Source organism: Vibrio sp. YT-19(2023) (assembly GCF_033337395.1).
Window position 1 is genome coordinate 86,905 of the sequence record NZ_JAWOQN010000004.1, and the last position, 16,102, is coordinate 103,006.

Genomic DNA, 16,102 nt, shown 5'->3' on the forward strand with positions numbered 1-16,102 from the left:
AGTTGATCTTCTTTTCATCTCGCACAATAGTAAAAAAAGAAGCAATGAAATAGAACATTATGCGGGTGGCCTTTAAACAAGGTTTCTACCCGCATTATTATGAAGGACGTTAGAGTCAGTTATGGGTAAATCACTCGTTATAGTGGAGTCACCAGCCAAGGCAAAGACGATAAATAAGTACCTTGGTAAAGACTTTATTGTTAAGTCTAGTGTTGGTCATGTGCGTGATCTGCCTACGGCCGGTCAAAGCACTGGTGAGAAAAAAGCCGCAGCCATCTCAACTAAAGGGATGAGTCCGGAAGAGAAAGCGCGCGTTAAAAAAGAGAAAGACCGCAAAGCGTTGATCAAAAAGATGGGGATTAACCCATATCATGACTGGGAAGCGAATTACCAAATCCTTCCAGGCAAAGAAAAAGTTGTCAACGAACTACAAAAACTCGCCAAAGACGCAGATTGCGTATATCTCGCAACCGATTTGGACCGCGAAGGGGAAGCAATCGCATGGCACCTTCGTGAGATCATCGGTGGCGATGAAGAGCGATACAAACGTGTAGTTTTTAACGAAATTACGAAAAACGCGATCCAACAAGCTTTCCAGACACCTGGCGAGCTGAACATGGATGGTGTAAATGCCCAACAAGCACGTCGCTTCATGGACCGTGTCGTTGGTTTTATGGTTTCACCTTTACTTTGGAAAAAAGTGGCTCGTGGCTTATCTGCTGGTCGAGTGCAGTCTGTTGCGGTGAAATTGTTAGTTGAGCGTGAGCGTGAGATTAACGCGTTTGTACCAGAAGAATTCTGGGACATTCATGCGAATACGAAAACGAAAGACAAAGCGGACTTTAAACTGCTTGTTGCGCAGAAAGACGGTTCTGCGTTTAAGCCAGTTAATGAGGCAGAAACCAAAGCAGCGATGTCTGTACTTGAGAATGCAAGTTACGAAGTATGTAAGCGTGAAGACCGTCCTACAAAGAGCAAGCCTTCTGCACCTTACATCACCTCTACGCTTCAACAGGCAGCGAGTACACGTCTGGGCTACGGTGTGAAAAAGACCATGATGCTAGCTCAGCGCCTCTATGAGGCCGGTTACATCACTTACATGCGTACTGACTCGACTAACCTAAGTGCCGAGGCTGTGGACGCTGTACGTGACTTTATTGGTTCTGAGTTTGGTGATAAGTACCTGCCAGCGAAACCATTGACGTACGGTAGCAAAGAAGGGGCACAGGAAGCGCACGAAGCGATCCGTCCTTCAAATGTGGGTGTTAAGGCGGAAGACCTGCAAGGTGTCGATGCTGATGCGCACAAACTTTACGCTTTGATTTGGAATCAGTTTGTAGCGTGTCAAATGACGCCAGCAGAATACGATTCAACAACCATCAGTGTAAAAGCGGCAGAATACACGCTTAAAGCGAAAGGCCGTATCCTTAAATTTGACGGCTGGACTCGTGTACAGCGTCCAATGGGCAAAAACGAGGATACAATCCTTCCTGCGGTACAACTTGGCGATAAGCTAAGCTTAGAGTCACTTGACCCTAAACAGCACTTTACAAAGCCACCTGCGCGCTACACTGAAGCAGCACTGGTTAAAGAGCTGGAGAAACGAGGTATTGGTCGTCCGTCGACTTACGCATCGATCATTTCTACGATTCAAGATCGTGGCTACGTGAAAGTTGATCAGCGCCGTTTCTACGCTGAAAAAATGGGTGAAATTGTTACTGACCGCCTTGATGACAGCTTTAACGATTTGATGAACTACGACTTTACTGCGCGTATGGAACAGAAATTGGACCAAATCGCTGAAGGTGAAGTGAACTGGAAAGCTGTGTTAGACAACTTCTTTGCTGATTTTACTGGCGATCTTGAAAAAGCGGAGCTGGATGAGTCAGAAGGCGGTATGAAGTTAAACCACATCGTCATGACGGATATCGAGTGTCCGACGTGTAGCCGTCCAATGGGCATCCGTACTGCTTCGACAGGTGTGTTCTTAGGCTGTTCAGGTTACGCGTTACCACCAAAAGAGCGTTGTAAGACAACCATCAACTTGGGTGACGAAGAAGGTATTATTAACGTTCTAGAAGAAGACGTTGAAACCGCAGCTCTTCGTGCTAAAAAGCGTTGTCCGATCTGTGAAACAGCGATGGACGCATACCTGATTGATGACAAGCGTAAGATGCATGTTTGTGGTAATAACCCGAACTGTGAAGGCTACCTTGTTGAATACGGCGAGTTCAAAGTAAAAGGCTACGATGGTCCAGTTGTTGAATGTGACAAATGTGGCTCTGATATGGTGCTTAAGAACGGTCGCTTTGGTAAATACATGGATTGTACGAGCGAAACGTGCAAGAACACTCGTAAGATCTTGAAGAATGGCGAAGTCGCGCCCCCGAAAGAAGATCCTGTTCATTTCCCCGAGTTGCCATGTGAAAACTCAGATGCGTATTTCGTACTTCGTGATGGTGCTTCAGGTCTATTTATGGCGGCAAGCAACTTCCCGAAATCGCGCGAGACACGTGCTCCTTTGGTTGCTGAACTGGCACGTTTTGAAGAGCGTTTACCTGAGAAGTTCAAATACCTAGCGACCGCACCGCAAGAAGATCCTGATGGTCGTCCTGCAGTTGTACGCTTTAGTCGCAAAACAAAAGAGAACTACGTTCGTTCGGAAGAGAATGGCAAACCATCTGGTTGGACAGCGCTCTTTGTTGACGGTAAGTGGGAAGTCACTGATAAGCGTAAAAAAGCGAAAGCATAAAAACGTACGATCTAAGTAATGTAAAAAGGCAGCGATATCGCTGCCTTTTTTGCGTTTTGTTTTTGCGTAAAGGCCACTGTGTTGTTCGTATAGATCTTTGCTGCTTTGACTGAGTTTTGCTGACGCGAGAAGATCCCAGTATCAATATTTCGTAGTCGCTGATGTATTTTTTATGTAAAAAATATTCGTTGTAACTTTCATTTTGCATTCACATATTTGTTATACATTGGGCTAAAAAATCGGCGGTGTAGTGAATCCGTTCGTAAATTGTTTTCACAATGTAATCGTTTGCTTTTCCATGTGTGATCTAGATATCGTCTTGAGTACGCAAGAGCTGTATGGTACACAGAATGGCGTATTAAAAATTGTAATTTAGAACCCGCTTAGATAATTTATTACAAAAATTAGTGCAACTGTGTGCATTGTTTGCGTCAAAAAATAAGGAAAGAGTGGACGTTGCATACTGGAAGTGCCGTAGCTTTTTTATCCGTGTTGTAAGAGTTCACAGAAACTCAGAGACGGTTGCTAAATGTATTCGCTTGACTCCCCGAGTATGACTCATTCAAGCGAGTACCAAATCCAAGCTATAACGATATGGAGAACAACAAATGGCTGGTGTTTTGGGAATGATTCTTGCTGGCGGTGAAGGCTCTCGTTTGAGACCTTTAACGGAATCTCGCAGTAAACCTTCGGTACCGTTTGGTGGTAGTTATCGATTGATCGATTTTGCTCTAAACAATTTTGTTAATGCGGATCTGATGCGCATTTACGTCCTAACCCAATTTAAATCTCAATCTTTATTCCATCACTTAAAAAAGGGGTGGAACATCAACGGCATTACAGACCGCTTTATCGATCCTATTCCCGCTCAAATGCGTACTGGTAAACGTTGGTACGAAGGGACGGCGGACGCGATCTATCAAAACCTGCGTTTTATGGAGTTAGAGGAACCAGAGCAAGTTTGTATTTTTGGCTCTGACCATATCTATAAGATGGATATCAAACAAATGCTGAACTTCCACTCAGAAAAGCAGGCTTCTCTGACGGTATCTGCATTGCGCATGCCACTAAAAGAGGCGTCGCAATTTGGGGTTATCGAAGTGGATAGCGAAGGCCGTATGATTGGCTTTGACGAAAAACCAGCAAATCCGAAGTCGATTCCTGGTGACCCTGATTACGCTTTAGTTTCAATGGGTAACTATGTTTTTGAAGCTCAGGTACTGTTCTCAGAGTTGGTCGAAGATGCGGATAATGAAGCTTCATCACATGATTTTGGAAAGGACATCATTCCAAAGATGTTCCCTAGAGGTGATGTGTTCGTGTATGACTTCAGTACCAACAAAATCAGTGGCGAAAAAGAAGAGGTGTACTGGCGTGATGTCGGAACTATTGATGCGTACTGGCAAGCGCATATGGATCTGCTAGAAAAAGATGCACCATTTTCGCTGTACAACCGTAAATGGCCATTGCATACCTACTACCCACCATTGCCACCTGCGACATTTACCGACTCTGATAATGGTCGTGTGCAGATAATCGATAGTTTAGTGTGTAATGGCAGCTATGTTAGAGGCTCAAGAATCGAAAAGTCGGTGCTTGGTTTTCGCAGTAATATTGCTTCTGCTTGCGATATCAGCGAATGTATACTTCTTGGTGACGTAAAAATTGGCGAAGGATGTGTTTTACGTCGTGTGATTGTCGACAAAGATGCCGATATTGCTCCTGGTACTCAGATTGGTGTGAATCTTCAAGAAGATAAAAAACACTTCCACGTGTCTGAGGAGGGCATTGTTGTTATTCCGAAAGGAGCTCGAGTTGGCTACTAACAACTTATCTATTCTGTTTGTAGCTTCTGAGGTTGAAGGCCTCATTAAAAGTGGTGGCTTGGCAGATGTTGCCAAGGCACTACCGGAAGCCCTTCAAAACCTACAGCAAGACGTAAGAATTACCATCCCTGCGTACAGCAGTATTGATAAACTCGCAGACGCAGAAGTTGTATTAGAAACAGAATTAACATCATGGCCGCATACGGAGTATCGAGTTTTGCGGCTCATGTTAGGTCAAAATCCTGTTTACCTGATTGATTGTCCGCCGTATTTCAATCGACCATCAATGTATGCGGAGAACAACCAAGCGTATACTGATAACGGCGAGCGCTTTGCGTTTTTTAGTGCAGCATGTCTCGATATGTTACCCAAGCTCGCCTTTCAACCTAATATCATACACGCGAACGATTGGCACACAGGTCTTGTTCCATTTTTGCTCAAGCACAGGTATGGCAATGATCCGTTTTTTGCTCATACTAAAAGCGTCATTTCAATTCACAATGCGGTCTTTAAAGGCGTATTTAGTTATGAAGATGTGCAGTGTTTGCCAGAGTTTCATTGTAGAAACGTTCCCGATGCTGCGGTGAGTGCAACGCATATTACGATGCTTAAAGCTGGTGTAATGAATGCAGATAAGATAAACGCGGTTAGCCCTACGTACGCAGAGGAACTAAAAACAGAGCTTGGCAGTCACGGCATGGCTTGGGAGTTTCAGCAACGTGCGCAGGACTTAGTCGGCATCTTGAATGGTTGTGATTACAGCGCTTGGAATCCGGAAACTGATACCTACTTGCCGGTTAATTACTGCGCCGACCAGCAAAGTATGTCGCAAGGGAAGAAAGCTTGTAAAAAAGCATTACAACAACGACTAAATTTGCCCGAAAAAAATGTAGCTATGTTCGGTATGGTTTGTCGGTTGACCCAGCAGAAAGGCGTTCATTACTTGTTGCCTGCTTTGGCCGACTTTTTGAAGCACGATGTTCAGCTAGTTGTCGTTGGGACCGGAGACCCTGTTCTTGCCGCTCAGTTACGAGAGGTTGCCGCGCAGTTTTCTAGCAAATTTGCCTTTGTAGAAGCGTATGACAATGAACTTGCGCATATCGTTGAAGCTGGTTCTGATTTCTTCTTGATGCCTTCTGAGTTTGAACCATGTGGCTTAAACCAAATCTATAGTATGGCTTATGGGACATTACCGATAGTACGCGGTGTTGGTGGCTTAAAGGACAGCGTTAGCGATTATGATGTAAACCCATCTGAAGCAACGGGGTTTGTTTTTTTCGAACCGACACCGCAGGCATTGTTGTTAACGATGCTAAGGGCACTGTTGCTCTACGCTCAAAACGAGCCTGAAGTGAATAAAGTACAGTTGCACGCGATGCAACAAGACTTTTGTTGGCAAAAGGCCGCAGAATCTTATTTGCAGCTTTACCACTCAGCGTTAGTTTGACTTAAAATTGTAACGAAAGGCACCGAATGAGGTGCCTTTATTATCTTGAGTAAGGGGAGTGTGGTAGGATGGCTTTTTACTCAATAGCACGATCTTTTTGATACTCAATATGACCCAGCCGCTACTTTTTCATAAAACCTATTTGCACCCTACTAGTAATGAGTGGGTTGTATTTGTGCACGGTGCTGGTGGTAGCTCTTCTATCTGGTTCAAGCAAATTAAAGCTTACAAGCAACACTTTAACTTATTGCTGATCGATTTAAGAGGTCATGGAAAGTCAAATCAGTTACTTAAAGAGCTCATTGCTAGCCGTTATACCTTTACGGAAGTTACCCAAGATATTTTGAAAGTATTGGACCATTTAAAGATCCAATCCGCTCATTTTGTCGGTATGTCGCTTGGTACTATTATTGTTCGAAACCTTGCTGAATTGTCATCAGAGCGCGTACGTTCGATGGTGCTCGGCGGTGCTGTCACAAGGCTTAACACTCGTTCTCAGATATTGGTGAAATTAGGTAATTTTTGTAAGCATATCCTACCGTACATGTGGCTCTACAAACTGTTCGCTTATATTGTTATGCCTCAAAGAAGCCAACGAGAATCTCGCCACCTTTTTATTCGCGAAGCCAAGAAGCTTTGCCAAAAAGAATTTAAACGTTGGTTTATTCTTGCCGCTGATGTAAATCCGTTAATGAAATATTTTAAAGATCGAGAGTTACCCATTCCGACTCTTTACTTAATGGGCGACAGGGATTACATGTTTATTAAACCTGTCAAAGAAATGGTTGCAGCACATAAGCTCAGCATTCTACGAGAAATCCCGAATTGTGGTCATGTATGCAATGTAGAGCGTCCAGAAGACTTCAATCAACACTCCATCGAGTTTATTAAACAGCAAGCTGTATGTGCTTAAAACTGAGTGCATCCACTGAATAGGAGAGCCGCTATAGCTCTCCTAGTTGATATCCACATTGCCAACATGCACCAAATTGCCCTTCGTTTATTTCATGACATTTTGGGCATTGCCAATCTTGATACTCATGCCTATCGGATTGTTTTCGATATGCTTTTACTATTTCTTCAGCTTTCATCTTTTGTGCCGTGTCAAAAAGCCACACATAAGGATCGGTATCATCACCAAACGGCAGTTCTCCTTTTAAGCCGAAAATACCTTCTCCGCGAACTTCACAGTAAATTTGTTCCACTTTAAGCAGCTCACATACAATGTGTGCTTCTGCTGGGTTTTTAGCGATAAATATTTTCATCAAAATACCCACTTCACCAATTACGAGTTTTGCTGACTTGGTGTCGGCCTTACTTTATTCATAACCCATTTAGTGATGATTGGAAATAGTCCCAATAGCGCAAAAGACGCTAATACTGCGGGTGAAACAATGCCCGATAGGCTTTCAATTGTTGCTAATTGAGTACCTGCATTCAGATATACGGCTGTGCCTGGCAGCATACCTATTTGGCTAGTGAGATAAAATCGACCTACAGACATCGGTGTTAAGCCCATCAGTAAGTTGATTAGAAAGAAAGGGAATACAGGGATTAGACGCAAGGAAAATAGATAAAAAGCTCCGTCTTTTTCGACACCTTGATTAATTGCGTTGAGTTTATTTCCGAATTTGTTTTGTACCCAGTCACGCAATAAGTATCGGCTGCTCAAGAAGGCCAGTGTTGCCCCCATAGTGCTAGCGAAAGAAACCAGTAGCAAGCTTGTCCAAAAACCAAATAAGGCTGCACCAAGTAAGGTGACTACTGCCGCTCCTGGGATAGAAAAAGCGGTAATTGCAATGTAGGTAAAAAAGTAAATCGCAGCCGAGAATACAAAATTCTGATCGATGTATGTAGTTAGTGCTTCTTGTTGGGCTTTTGCATTCTCTAAGGTTAAATACTGGCCAAAGTTAATACCTAAAAAGACGATAGCCGCTAGTAGGATGAGACCTAATATCAGTTTCTTATTCATAATTTTGATTCCAATTTGGGATATATGTAATAAGACAGTAGGAAAACCGAAAAAATTTCACAAAAAAACCGCAGATTAGACTGCGGTTTTACAAGATAGTTTTTAGGCCGACTTTTATTGGAGGCCGTTCATCAACTCATCTCGGCGAGCTTGAGGTACCACACTCCAATGAGTGCCGTTGATAGCACCTTCTAGTGCCCATAGCAACTCAATGTTGACGGTTGCAGAGTGCGTATCTCTTATCGCTTTATAGGCGTTAAGCGCACCTTCCTCTTCAAGCTTCTCTACGGATTCGATGCCGGCTTTTTTTAGCATGCGCTCGGTAGCCAGTCGTAAGTTAGGCAAATCTTTCAAACGGTTAGGCTTTGTACTTGCTTGCTGTTCTTTCTCAAGCTTTGCCTTTTTCAATGATTGATTCGCTACTTCGATTAAGCGTTCGCTTGATTCCCATAAATCGCTGGAAATAGCGTAGTACTTTGTAACGACTGGAAAGCCACGTTTTTTATAAACGTAAGGCTTTAGCCCTTGTTTCTCGAAGTCAGATGAAGTTTTTTGGTCTGCTCTGATATGAAGCTGATTGTTTACCACTAGTGCAAACATTGTTTCATCAGCGAATAGTCCGAAGCCACCAAACATTGAGCGCGACTTGATATTACCAAGTGCCTCAAATAGCTTCATAGAGTCTTTGAGTATCGGTTTATCCATGTTTTGTTATCTCGGTGTAATTAATATTACGCCACCAAAAGTCAGGTCCGAGAGAGTAGCAAACATGCGTAAAAACAATGTCATTACAGAGTAAAGTCATTGCTTACACACTTGCCATCGGTAACCCCGCTACCTTCCATATCGTAATATGGTTCAGGCCGGAGGCTTTGCGTCCCACTCTTTCGAATGGTTTGCCCTGTGCGTGACACAATGAGCATACTTCTTATATTGAATTAACATCACGGTTTAGCGTTAAAAGTGTGATTTCGGTTCAATAAAAATGATAGATTGAATGCTCTATTTTGCATATGGAAAGGTGCAAATTGGCCTTTGAAAAGGAGTTCTTAATATATATTACATTTATATAAAACAGGGAGTTAACGTTAGTCAATTGTTATTAGAGTGGTGTGAAGTATTAGAGAATGCTTAATTTTTCCAAAAAAATAAGCGCCCCTGTAGAGCGCTTATTTAACACGGTTAAATACAGTGAAATTTAGTTCATTTTTTTCACAGTATTTCGAATTACAAGCTCAGGTTGCATTTCGAAAATTCGTTTTTCGTGTTCTTTATCTTTGATACGCTCAAGTAGAATTTCGAATGCATTTTTACCAACACGACGTTTAGGTTGGTGGATAGTCGTTAGCGGTGGAGAGAAGTATTCTGCAAGCTCGATGTTGTCGTAGCCGATCACTGAAATATCTTCAGGAATTTTGATCCCGTTTTGTTGCAAGCGGCTCATTAGGCCGAGAGCCATTGTGTCGTTAAAACAGAATACCGCCGTCGGGCGCTTGTCCATTGCGGTAATTTTATCTGCAACTAATACGGCCGTATCACATTCAAAGTTACCTTCAAGGATCCAGTCTTCATTTACAGCTAGGTTCGCTTCGCTCATTGCGCGACGGAAACCTGCAATGCGCTCTTGGCAAGCAAGCTTTTCAAAATGACCGCTTAGACAAGCGATATCCGTATGACCATTGTCAATCAGATGTTTGGTTGCAATGTAGCCACCTTCTTCTGAGTTATCCATGATCTTGTCTGCTTGTGAGCTCTCTGGGCCCCAATCCATGACCACTTTAGGAATGTCCGCATGACGGTCAAGCATCTCTTTTAGTTCTTCGGTTAAGTCAGAACACATCACTAGGATGCCATCAACGCGCTTTTCAGCCAGCATACGAATGTAATCGCGTTGTTTTTCGTAAATCCCGCCTGTGTTACATAAAATCAGAGTATAGCCTTGGCGGTAACAGTAGCTCTCAACGCCATCAATCACTTCTGAGAAAAATAGGTTAGTTGATTGAGTTACTAACATGCCAATCGTACGAGTTGAGTTGCATTTTAGGCTGCGTGCAACGGCACTTGGCGCGTAATTCAGCTCGTCAACGGCTTTCATTACTTTTTCTTGCGTTGCTTCTGCAACGAAACGCGTTTTATTGATAACGTGCGAAACTGTCGTAGTGGAAACGCCGGCTAAGCGAGCAACGTCTTTTATCGTGGCCATAAATGGTGTCCTGTATCGAGCTACTGAAATATGTCGTATTGGATGTACCTGATGCTCTAATGGTTTCACACCTAGCAATATAAAATTGGCGCTAAGTGTCTCGGCAGCGGTTGATCCAAGTGCGACAAAAGGGTACGTAGCAGCATCGGTCGATGAATTTTATCTTTTTTCTATCTGATGAGAAATTGCCATCAACCTGTTAAGAAAACACAAAAACCGCTATATTTCAGCGGTTTACATATAAATCATATTTAATCGTTTGCGCTCACATTTTAGCCCTATGTGGACTGACTAGCAATGTTTTCAGCAAGAGATTTGTGTATTTGAAGTCACATTTTGACTGCTAAATAACCAAGCGTCTTTGCGCTAAGTTAAGGCAAACGAATATTATACCCAAGTTACTTACAATTGGTCACTTTCAGGCATACAGGAAGCCCGATAGGCAGGCTCCCTAAAAATAGGCGGCAATTATTCACCAAGAAGGTAGGCGCTGTCTAGTTTACAAAATGCAACTAATAGTTTCGCGACACTCGAGTAAAATCCAAATTCGTCGAATTTTTTACATTTGTCTGAAAACTGAGGTAACCAAGACATCAATTGTTGCTGGATAAAGTCGTTTTGTTTAACGAAGGCTTCTTCCATGTGTTTTTCTTGTTCAAGCTCGTTTGAGCGGATAATCATGTTCCCGAGAAAGTCGAGCTCAACGGCTAAGTGATCCGCAGGTTCCTTTAGGTTTTCGTCTACTTGAACGCCAAATTCAGCCATCAACTTTTCCATTTCCTCAGCTGGCTTGTCATTCAGTAAACCTGATTCACCAATGTACATGGATGCGTAAGGAAGAGCGCCGTATTTTTCTGTCTTCAAAAACAGTTCACAAAAGTCAGCTGCAAGCTCTAGTTGTGCATCTTCACGATCTTGTAACCGATTCAATGCATCAACTAGGCTATCAACAGCTGGTTTCAGCGACTCATTTTCACCTAAACCTGCGAGAAAACTGCGAATTTCAACACTGTGATAGGCTTCCAATTCTTTCTCTGTTAGTTCTTTTGCGAACAAGCTCGAAAACCACCAGTAAATTTCAGCGCGTTTTTCATTAAAAGCTTTCACTTCTTGCATTTTGGGCTCCTGAATGATGCTTCAAGTCATGCATCACAAAGTCAATTAGGGATATCCCCTAAGTGTAATCAATTAAAATGAATAGCAGTAACTATAATTGTTGTGTTTTATGGTCAAAAATGACCGTTTATTAATAGCAATGGGCAAGCTTGTTTTGAATCAATAAAAACGCTAAATCTTGCGTTTTAATGTATCTATGACTAGAAATGTTACTAGTTATGAATAGAATACGTCTTGGATAATAAGAAGACAGAAAAGTGGTGTAAATGAGCTATCACGTATTAGTCGTAGAAGATGATGTTGTAACTCGTAGTAAGCTTGCGGGATATTTCCAAAATGAGGGCTACCAAGTCAGCGAAGCAGAGAGTGGCGCAGAAATGCGTGAAGTTTTGCAAGCGGGCGATGTAGACCTGATCATGCTGGATATTAACCTGCCTGGTGAAGACGGCCTGATGCTTACTCGTGAGTTACGTAGCCAATCGGATATTGGTATCATATTAGTAACAGGACGCACGGATAGCATTGATAAAATCGTAGGCCTAGAAATGGGTGCTGACGATTATGTGACAAAACCTTTTGAACTGAGAGAGCTGTTAGTTCGCGTTAAAAACTTGCTGTGGCGTATTTCAGCAGCGCGCAGTGGCAGCTCGAAAGCGAATGAAACCAGTGAAGAGCACATTGTGCGCTTTGGGGAGTGGACATTCGACATTCAACGTCGCGCACTTAGCCGCAACGGTGAGCCAGTAAAACTAACTAAAGCAGAGTATGAACTTTTGGTGGCATTATCGTCTTATCCTAACCAGGTGTTAAGTCGTGAGCGTATTTTGAACATGATCAGCCATCGAGTGGATGCGCCGAATGACCGCACCATTGATGTTCTTATTCGACGTATGCGCGCAAAAATGGAGTTCGATCCTAAGAACCCACAGATTTTTGTAACGGTGCACGGCGAAGGCTATATGTTTGCTGGTGACTAGTTTGAACATAACTCAATCGTAAAAAGAAAAGGAGAGCTTCGGCTCTCCTTTTTTGTGGCTTCAAGATAATACTAGTTTGCTTCAACCATTGGTGTTTGCCCGACAGTATCACGCAACCTTTGCCAAATACTGCCCAAGTACTCATGCCAATAAAGCTCTGTTTGTTCTAAGTAACGCGCTTTAGGTGAGTATTTATCCCAAGGTTGACTTATCTCGCTAATAGCTAAGAAGTTGGTCGGGGCTGGGATTGGTTTAATACCTGCTGCGTTGAACTCATACAATGCACGGCTCATGTGACTCGCAGAAGTGACTAACACAATCTCCTTTTGTTGAACGAATGCAGCCGCTTGACGCGCCTCTTCCCACGTATCTTTCGCATCTTCTAATAAAATGATATCGGATTTCGCGACTCCCAACGCAAGGGCAACGTTCGCCATCATTCGCGCGTGGCTAATTTCAGATCCGCCAGCATAGCCGGATAAGATTAATTTCGCGCCTGGATACATTCTTAAAATACGAATGCCCTCAGTTAAGCGCATTAATGCTGCACGGCTTAACTGCGAGGTGGGTGGAATCTCGTCATCGATAACATGACCATTCCCTAAAACCATCACGTAGTCGATGGTGCCAGAAACTGGCAAAAAGGCTTTATGCTCTCGCTCTAACGGCATAAGAAGCTTGGTTGAAACAGGTTGGAAGGCAACAAGAAAAATGCCAACAAAAGAGAATAGAACAACGAAGCAGCCAGTTTTACGTTTTGTAGTAAAACTAATGAGAGCAAGACCCAACAAGCCTATCAGCAGCAATGCCGGAAGGGGCATAAGCATGGCTGACACTACTTTTTTCAGCTCAAACATACATAAATAGTCCGAAAAAACATCAATTGATAATAAAAATGAGGGTATCCCTCTTTATTCCTGCTTTCCTTGTGCCAGAATAGCGGCACAATCCGTTATGATAACTCAGCAGAAGTGACAGAAGACCGCAATTTCGACGATATCGCCCACAAATTTGCAAAAAATATTTACGGCTCCGATAAAGGGGAGATCCGCCAAATCATTGTGTGGGAAGATTTTCTACAGATTCTAAGTGAATTAGATGCTGACCAGCAACCCCTAGAAGTGTTAGACGCTGGTGGTGGTTTGGCACAAATGTCGCAAAAGCTTGCTAAGCTCGGACATCGAATCGCTTTATGTGATCTATCTTCGGAAATGCTGCAGTTGGCTAAGCAGGATATTGAAAAAAACGGTTTGCTTGAGCAGTATCGCCTGATTCATTCGCCTGTCCAATCCATCGGTGAACATATGGATGTACAGGTCGATCTGGTTATGTTCCACGCTGTGATGGAGTGGCTGGTTGATCCTAAGGCCGCACTTGAAACAGTTCTAGAACAAGTAAAACCGGGAGGCATCGCATCAGTCATGTTCTACAACCACCACGGTTTAGTCTATAAAAACGTGGTTTGTGGCAACATTCCTCATATATTAGACGGCATGCCTCACCGAAAAAGATTTAAACTACAGCCGCAAAAAGGCTTAAAACCTGAAGAAGTCTACCAGTGGATAGAAAATTCAGGTTTTAATATTTGTGGCAAATCTGGTATTCGCTCATTTAGTGATTACATAGGCAATATGGAATACATGGGTGATTACGAGTTTGAAGATGTGTTGGCGCTAGAAAAACAACTTTGTCGACAAGAGCCATACCTCTCATTAGGCCGCTACATTCATGTGTGGGCTAAAAAGAACGATAAACAGGAATAACAATGAGTGAGATGACTCTCAATGCTGCAGAGCAACCAATCGATGAGCTGGTTGGCTGGGTTAAGCAGCACGATTTCTCGTTGAACCTGACCACAGAGCGATTGGCATTTTTGATAGCCATTGCCGTACTGAGTAATGAAAGGTTCGATGAAGAACTGGGTGAAGGTGAACTGCATGATGCATTTGCCATCGTCACTCGACTATTTGATGAGACTGGCGAAGCCTCCGCTTTTCGTGCGAACAATGCGATCAACGAGATGGTTAAGCAGCGTCTTATGAGCCGTTTTGTCAGTGAAATTACTGACGGAGCGAGCATTTACCGCTTGTCGCCATTAGCGATAGGAATAACCGACTACTACGTGCGTCATCGTGAGTTCTCAAAACTGCGTCTATCTATCCAGCTATCCATGGTAGCGGATGAAATGGCGAAAGCGATTGAGGCAGCACAAAAAGGTGGCACACCGGGTCACTGGAAGAAAAACGTATACGGTGTTTTAAAATATTCTGTAGGCGAAATCTTCGATCAAATTGACCTCAACCAACGTGTTATGGATGAGCAGCAACAGTCAGTGAAACAACAGATTGCTGACCTGCTTAACAAAGACTGGCGTGAAGCGATCAACAACTGTGAAGCACTTCTGTCAGAAACATCAAGCACGTTGCGTGAACTTCAAGATACGCTGCAAGCCGCCAGTGATGAACTGCAAACTCAGATCCTCGATATTCAAGAAATTGTTTACGGTGACCCTGAGCTGGAGTTTATCGAAGAAGCCTTGTTTGGTCTGCAAATGAAGCTGGACCGAATCACAAGCTGGGGCCAGCAAGCGATCGACCTTTGGATTGGTTACGACCGACACGTGCACAAGTTTATTCGTACTGCAATCGATATGGATAAGAACCGTGCGTTTAGCTCGCGTCTGCGTCAATCCGTCAAAGATTACTTCGATGCGCCTTGGTATCTGACTTATGCAGATGCGGAGAGGCTTTCTGACCTTCGTGATGAGGCCCTAGTACTGCGTGATGACGAGGTCACGGGTCAAGTTCCGATGGAAGTAGAATACGAAGAGTTTCAACAAGTCAATGATGAGCTGTCTGAACGAATTGGTGACATGCTAAAAGCGCATAAAGATCAAGGCACACCAATCGATTTGAGTGTGGTACTGCGAGATTACCTTGCACAGCACCCTTACACTCATCATTTTGATTTAGCTCGCATTATCGTCGATCAAGCTGTACGTCTAGGGTATTCAGAATCGGATTACCAAGCGATTCAACCAGACTGGAAAGCAATCAACGAATTTGGGGCAAAGGTACAAGCGAATGTCATCGACCGATACTAATGAATACATGTCAGAGAATCTGGCAAAAGCAATTTCTAACCCTCTGTTCCCAGCGCTAGACAGCATGCTTCGAGCAGGGCGTCATATCTCAAGTGAAGATCTAGACAACCACGCGTTGTTGTCGGATTTCGAACTTGAGCTTTCTTCTTTCTACCAACGCTACAACACCGAATTGGTGAAAGCGCCAGAAGGTTTCTTCTACCTTCGTCCACGTTCAACATCTCTGATTGGCCGTAGTGTTCTTTCTGAACTGGATATGCTGGTGGGTAAGGTACTGTGTTTCCTTTACCTAAGCCCAGAGCGTCTTGCGCACGAAGGCATCTTCACTAACCAAGAGCTGTACGACGAACTGCTTGCTCTAGCAGATGAAAATAAGCTGATGAAGCTAGTGACGAACCGTGCTACCGGTTCTGACCTTGATAAAGAAAAGCTGTTTGAAAAAGTACGTACGTCACTTCGTCGTCTGCGTCGCCTAGGCATGATCATCAACATCGGTGAAACCGGTAAATTCAGCATCAGTGAAGCGGTATTCCGCTTTGGTGCCGATGTACGTATTGGCGATGACATGCGTGAAGCGCAGCTGCGTCTGATCCGTGATGGTGAAGCAGTAGTGCACACCAAAGAGCCAAGCCAAGGCAGCTTATTGTCTGAAGAAGATCAAGACGACCAAGCCCAAGAAGAAACAACAGAAGAGGGTGAAGCATGA

The 16,102-nt window shown here is 43.5% G+C and carries 14 protein-coding genes and 1 riboswitch; of the genes, 8 read left to right on the forward strand and 6 right to left on the reverse strand.

From position 1 onward, the window contains the following. Window positions 1–121 precede the first annotated feature (121 nt). From topA to R7E78_RS04585, 4 genes are all read left to right on the forward strand, one after another. The gene (gene topA / locus R7E78_RS04570) at window positions 122–2,752 is read left to right on the forward strand and encodes a type I DNA topoisomerase (protein ID WP_005378351.1); all 2,631 of its coding nucleotides are present in this window, start codon (window positions 122–124) and stop codon (window positions 2,750–2,752) included. Between the two features lie 608 nt (window positions 2,753–3,360). Further along, complete coding sequence (glgC, locus tag R7E78_RS04575) at window positions 3,361–4,578, forward strand: glucose-1-phosphate adenylyltransferase (protein WP_318057694.1); 1,218 nt, start codon at window positions 3,361–3,363, stop codon at window positions 4,576–4,578. Continuing rightward, window positions 4,568–6,025, forward strand: coding sequence for a glycogen synthase GlgA (glgA, locus tag R7E78_RS04580; RefSeq protein WP_017820031.1), 1,458 nt, complete (start codon window positions 4,568–4,570; stop codon window positions 6,023–6,025). The genes glgC and glgA overlap by 11 nt, the downstream gene beginning before the upstream one ends. 109 nt (window positions 6,026–6,134) lie before the next feature. Then, complete coding sequence (locus R7E78_RS04585) at window positions 6,135–6,938, forward strand: alpha/beta fold hydrolase (protein WP_017820032.1); 804 nt, start codon at window positions 6,135–6,137, stop codon at window positions 6,936–6,938. Window positions 6,939–6,969: 31 nt separating this feature from the next. Here the strand turns inward: R7E78_RS04585 and R7E78_RS04590 are convergent, their stop codons facing one another. The 5 genes from R7E78_RS04590 to torD all read right to left on the reverse strand — a co-directional run bounded on the left by R7E78_RS04590 (window position 6,970) and on the right by torD (window position 11,316). Beyond that, window positions 6,970–7,290 (reverse strand): DUF2007 domain-containing protein, encoded by a 321-nt coding sequence (locus tag R7E78_RS04590; RefSeq protein ID WP_017820033.1) that lies wholly within the window; start codon window positions 7,288–7,290, stop codon window positions 6,970–6,972. A 20-nt stretch (window positions 7,291–7,310) separates the two neighbouring features. After that, on the reverse strand, window positions 7,311–7,997 hold the full coding sequence (locus R7E78_RS04595; protein WP_005378366.1) for a TVP38/TMEM64 family protein: 687 nt from the start codon (window positions 7,995–7,997) through the stop codon (window positions 7,311–7,313). A gap of 114 nt (window positions 7,998–8,111) precedes the next feature. Then, complete coding sequence (locus R7E78_RS04600) at window positions 8,112–8,702, reverse strand: TfoX/Sxy family DNA transformation protein (protein WP_005378367.1); 591 nt, start codon at window positions 8,700–8,702, stop codon at window positions 8,112–8,114. Between the two features lie 116 nt (window positions 8,703–8,818). Beyond that, window positions 8,819–8,908, reverse strand: a riboswitch (cyclic di-GMP riboswitch). A gap of 287 nt (window positions 8,909–9,195) precedes the next feature. Beyond that, window positions 9,196–10,200: an HTH-type transcriptional repressor PurR gene (purR, locus tag R7E78_RS04605; protein ID WP_005378368.1), complete on the reverse strand. Its 1,005-nt coding sequence runs from the start codon at window positions 10,198–10,200 to the stop codon at window positions 9,196–9,198. A 468-nt stretch (window positions 10,201–10,668) separates the two neighbouring features. After that, entirely contained in the window at window positions 10,669–11,316 is a 648-nt protein-coding gene (gene torD, locus R7E78_RS04610) for a molecular chaperone TorD (RefSeq protein ID WP_005378369.1), read from the reverse strand. Window positions 11,317–11,582: 266 nt separating this feature from the next. Between torD and torR the strand changes: the two genes are divergently transcribed. Further along, the gene (gene torR, locus R7E78_RS04615; protein ID WP_005378370.1) at window positions 11,583–12,293 is read left to right on the forward strand and encodes a two-component system response regulator TorR; all 711 of its coding nucleotides are present in this window, start codon (window positions 11,583–11,585) and stop codon (window positions 12,291–12,293) included. Between the two features lie 71 nt (window positions 12,294–12,364). On the opposite strand, the gene elyC is transcribed toward torR, so the two are convergent. Next, window positions 12,365–13,150, reverse strand: a complete 786-nt coding sequence (elyC, locus tag R7E78_RS04620) for an envelope biogenesis factor ElyC (RefSeq protein WP_005387893.1) — start codon at window positions 13,148–13,150, stop codon at window positions 12,365–12,367. Window positions 13,151–13,264: 114 nt separating this feature from the next. Between elyC and cmoM the strand changes: the two genes are divergently transcribed. Genes cmoM through mukE form a run of 3 tightly spaced genes read left to right on the forward strand, consistent with a single transcriptional unit; the run spans window position 13,265 to window position 16,102 of the window. Next, entirely contained in the window at window positions 13,265–14,056 is a 792-nt protein-coding gene (gene cmoM / locus R7E78_RS04625; protein WP_025998624.1) for a tRNA uridine 5-oxyacetic acid(34) methyltransferase CmoM, read from the forward strand. A gap of 2 nt (window positions 14,057–14,058) precedes the next feature. Beyond that, a complete protein-coding gene (mukF, locus tag R7E78_RS04630; protein WP_017634722.1) occupies window positions 14,059–15,396 on the forward strand; it encodes a chromosome partition protein MukF in 1,338 nt (445 codons plus the stop codon). Further along, window positions 15,377–16,102, forward strand: a complete 726-nt coding sequence (gene mukE, locus R7E78_RS04635; protein WP_005378379.1) for a chromosome partition protein MukE — start codon at window positions 15,377–15,379, stop codon at window positions 16,100–16,102. The genes mukF and mukE overlap by 20 nt, the downstream gene beginning before the upstream one ends.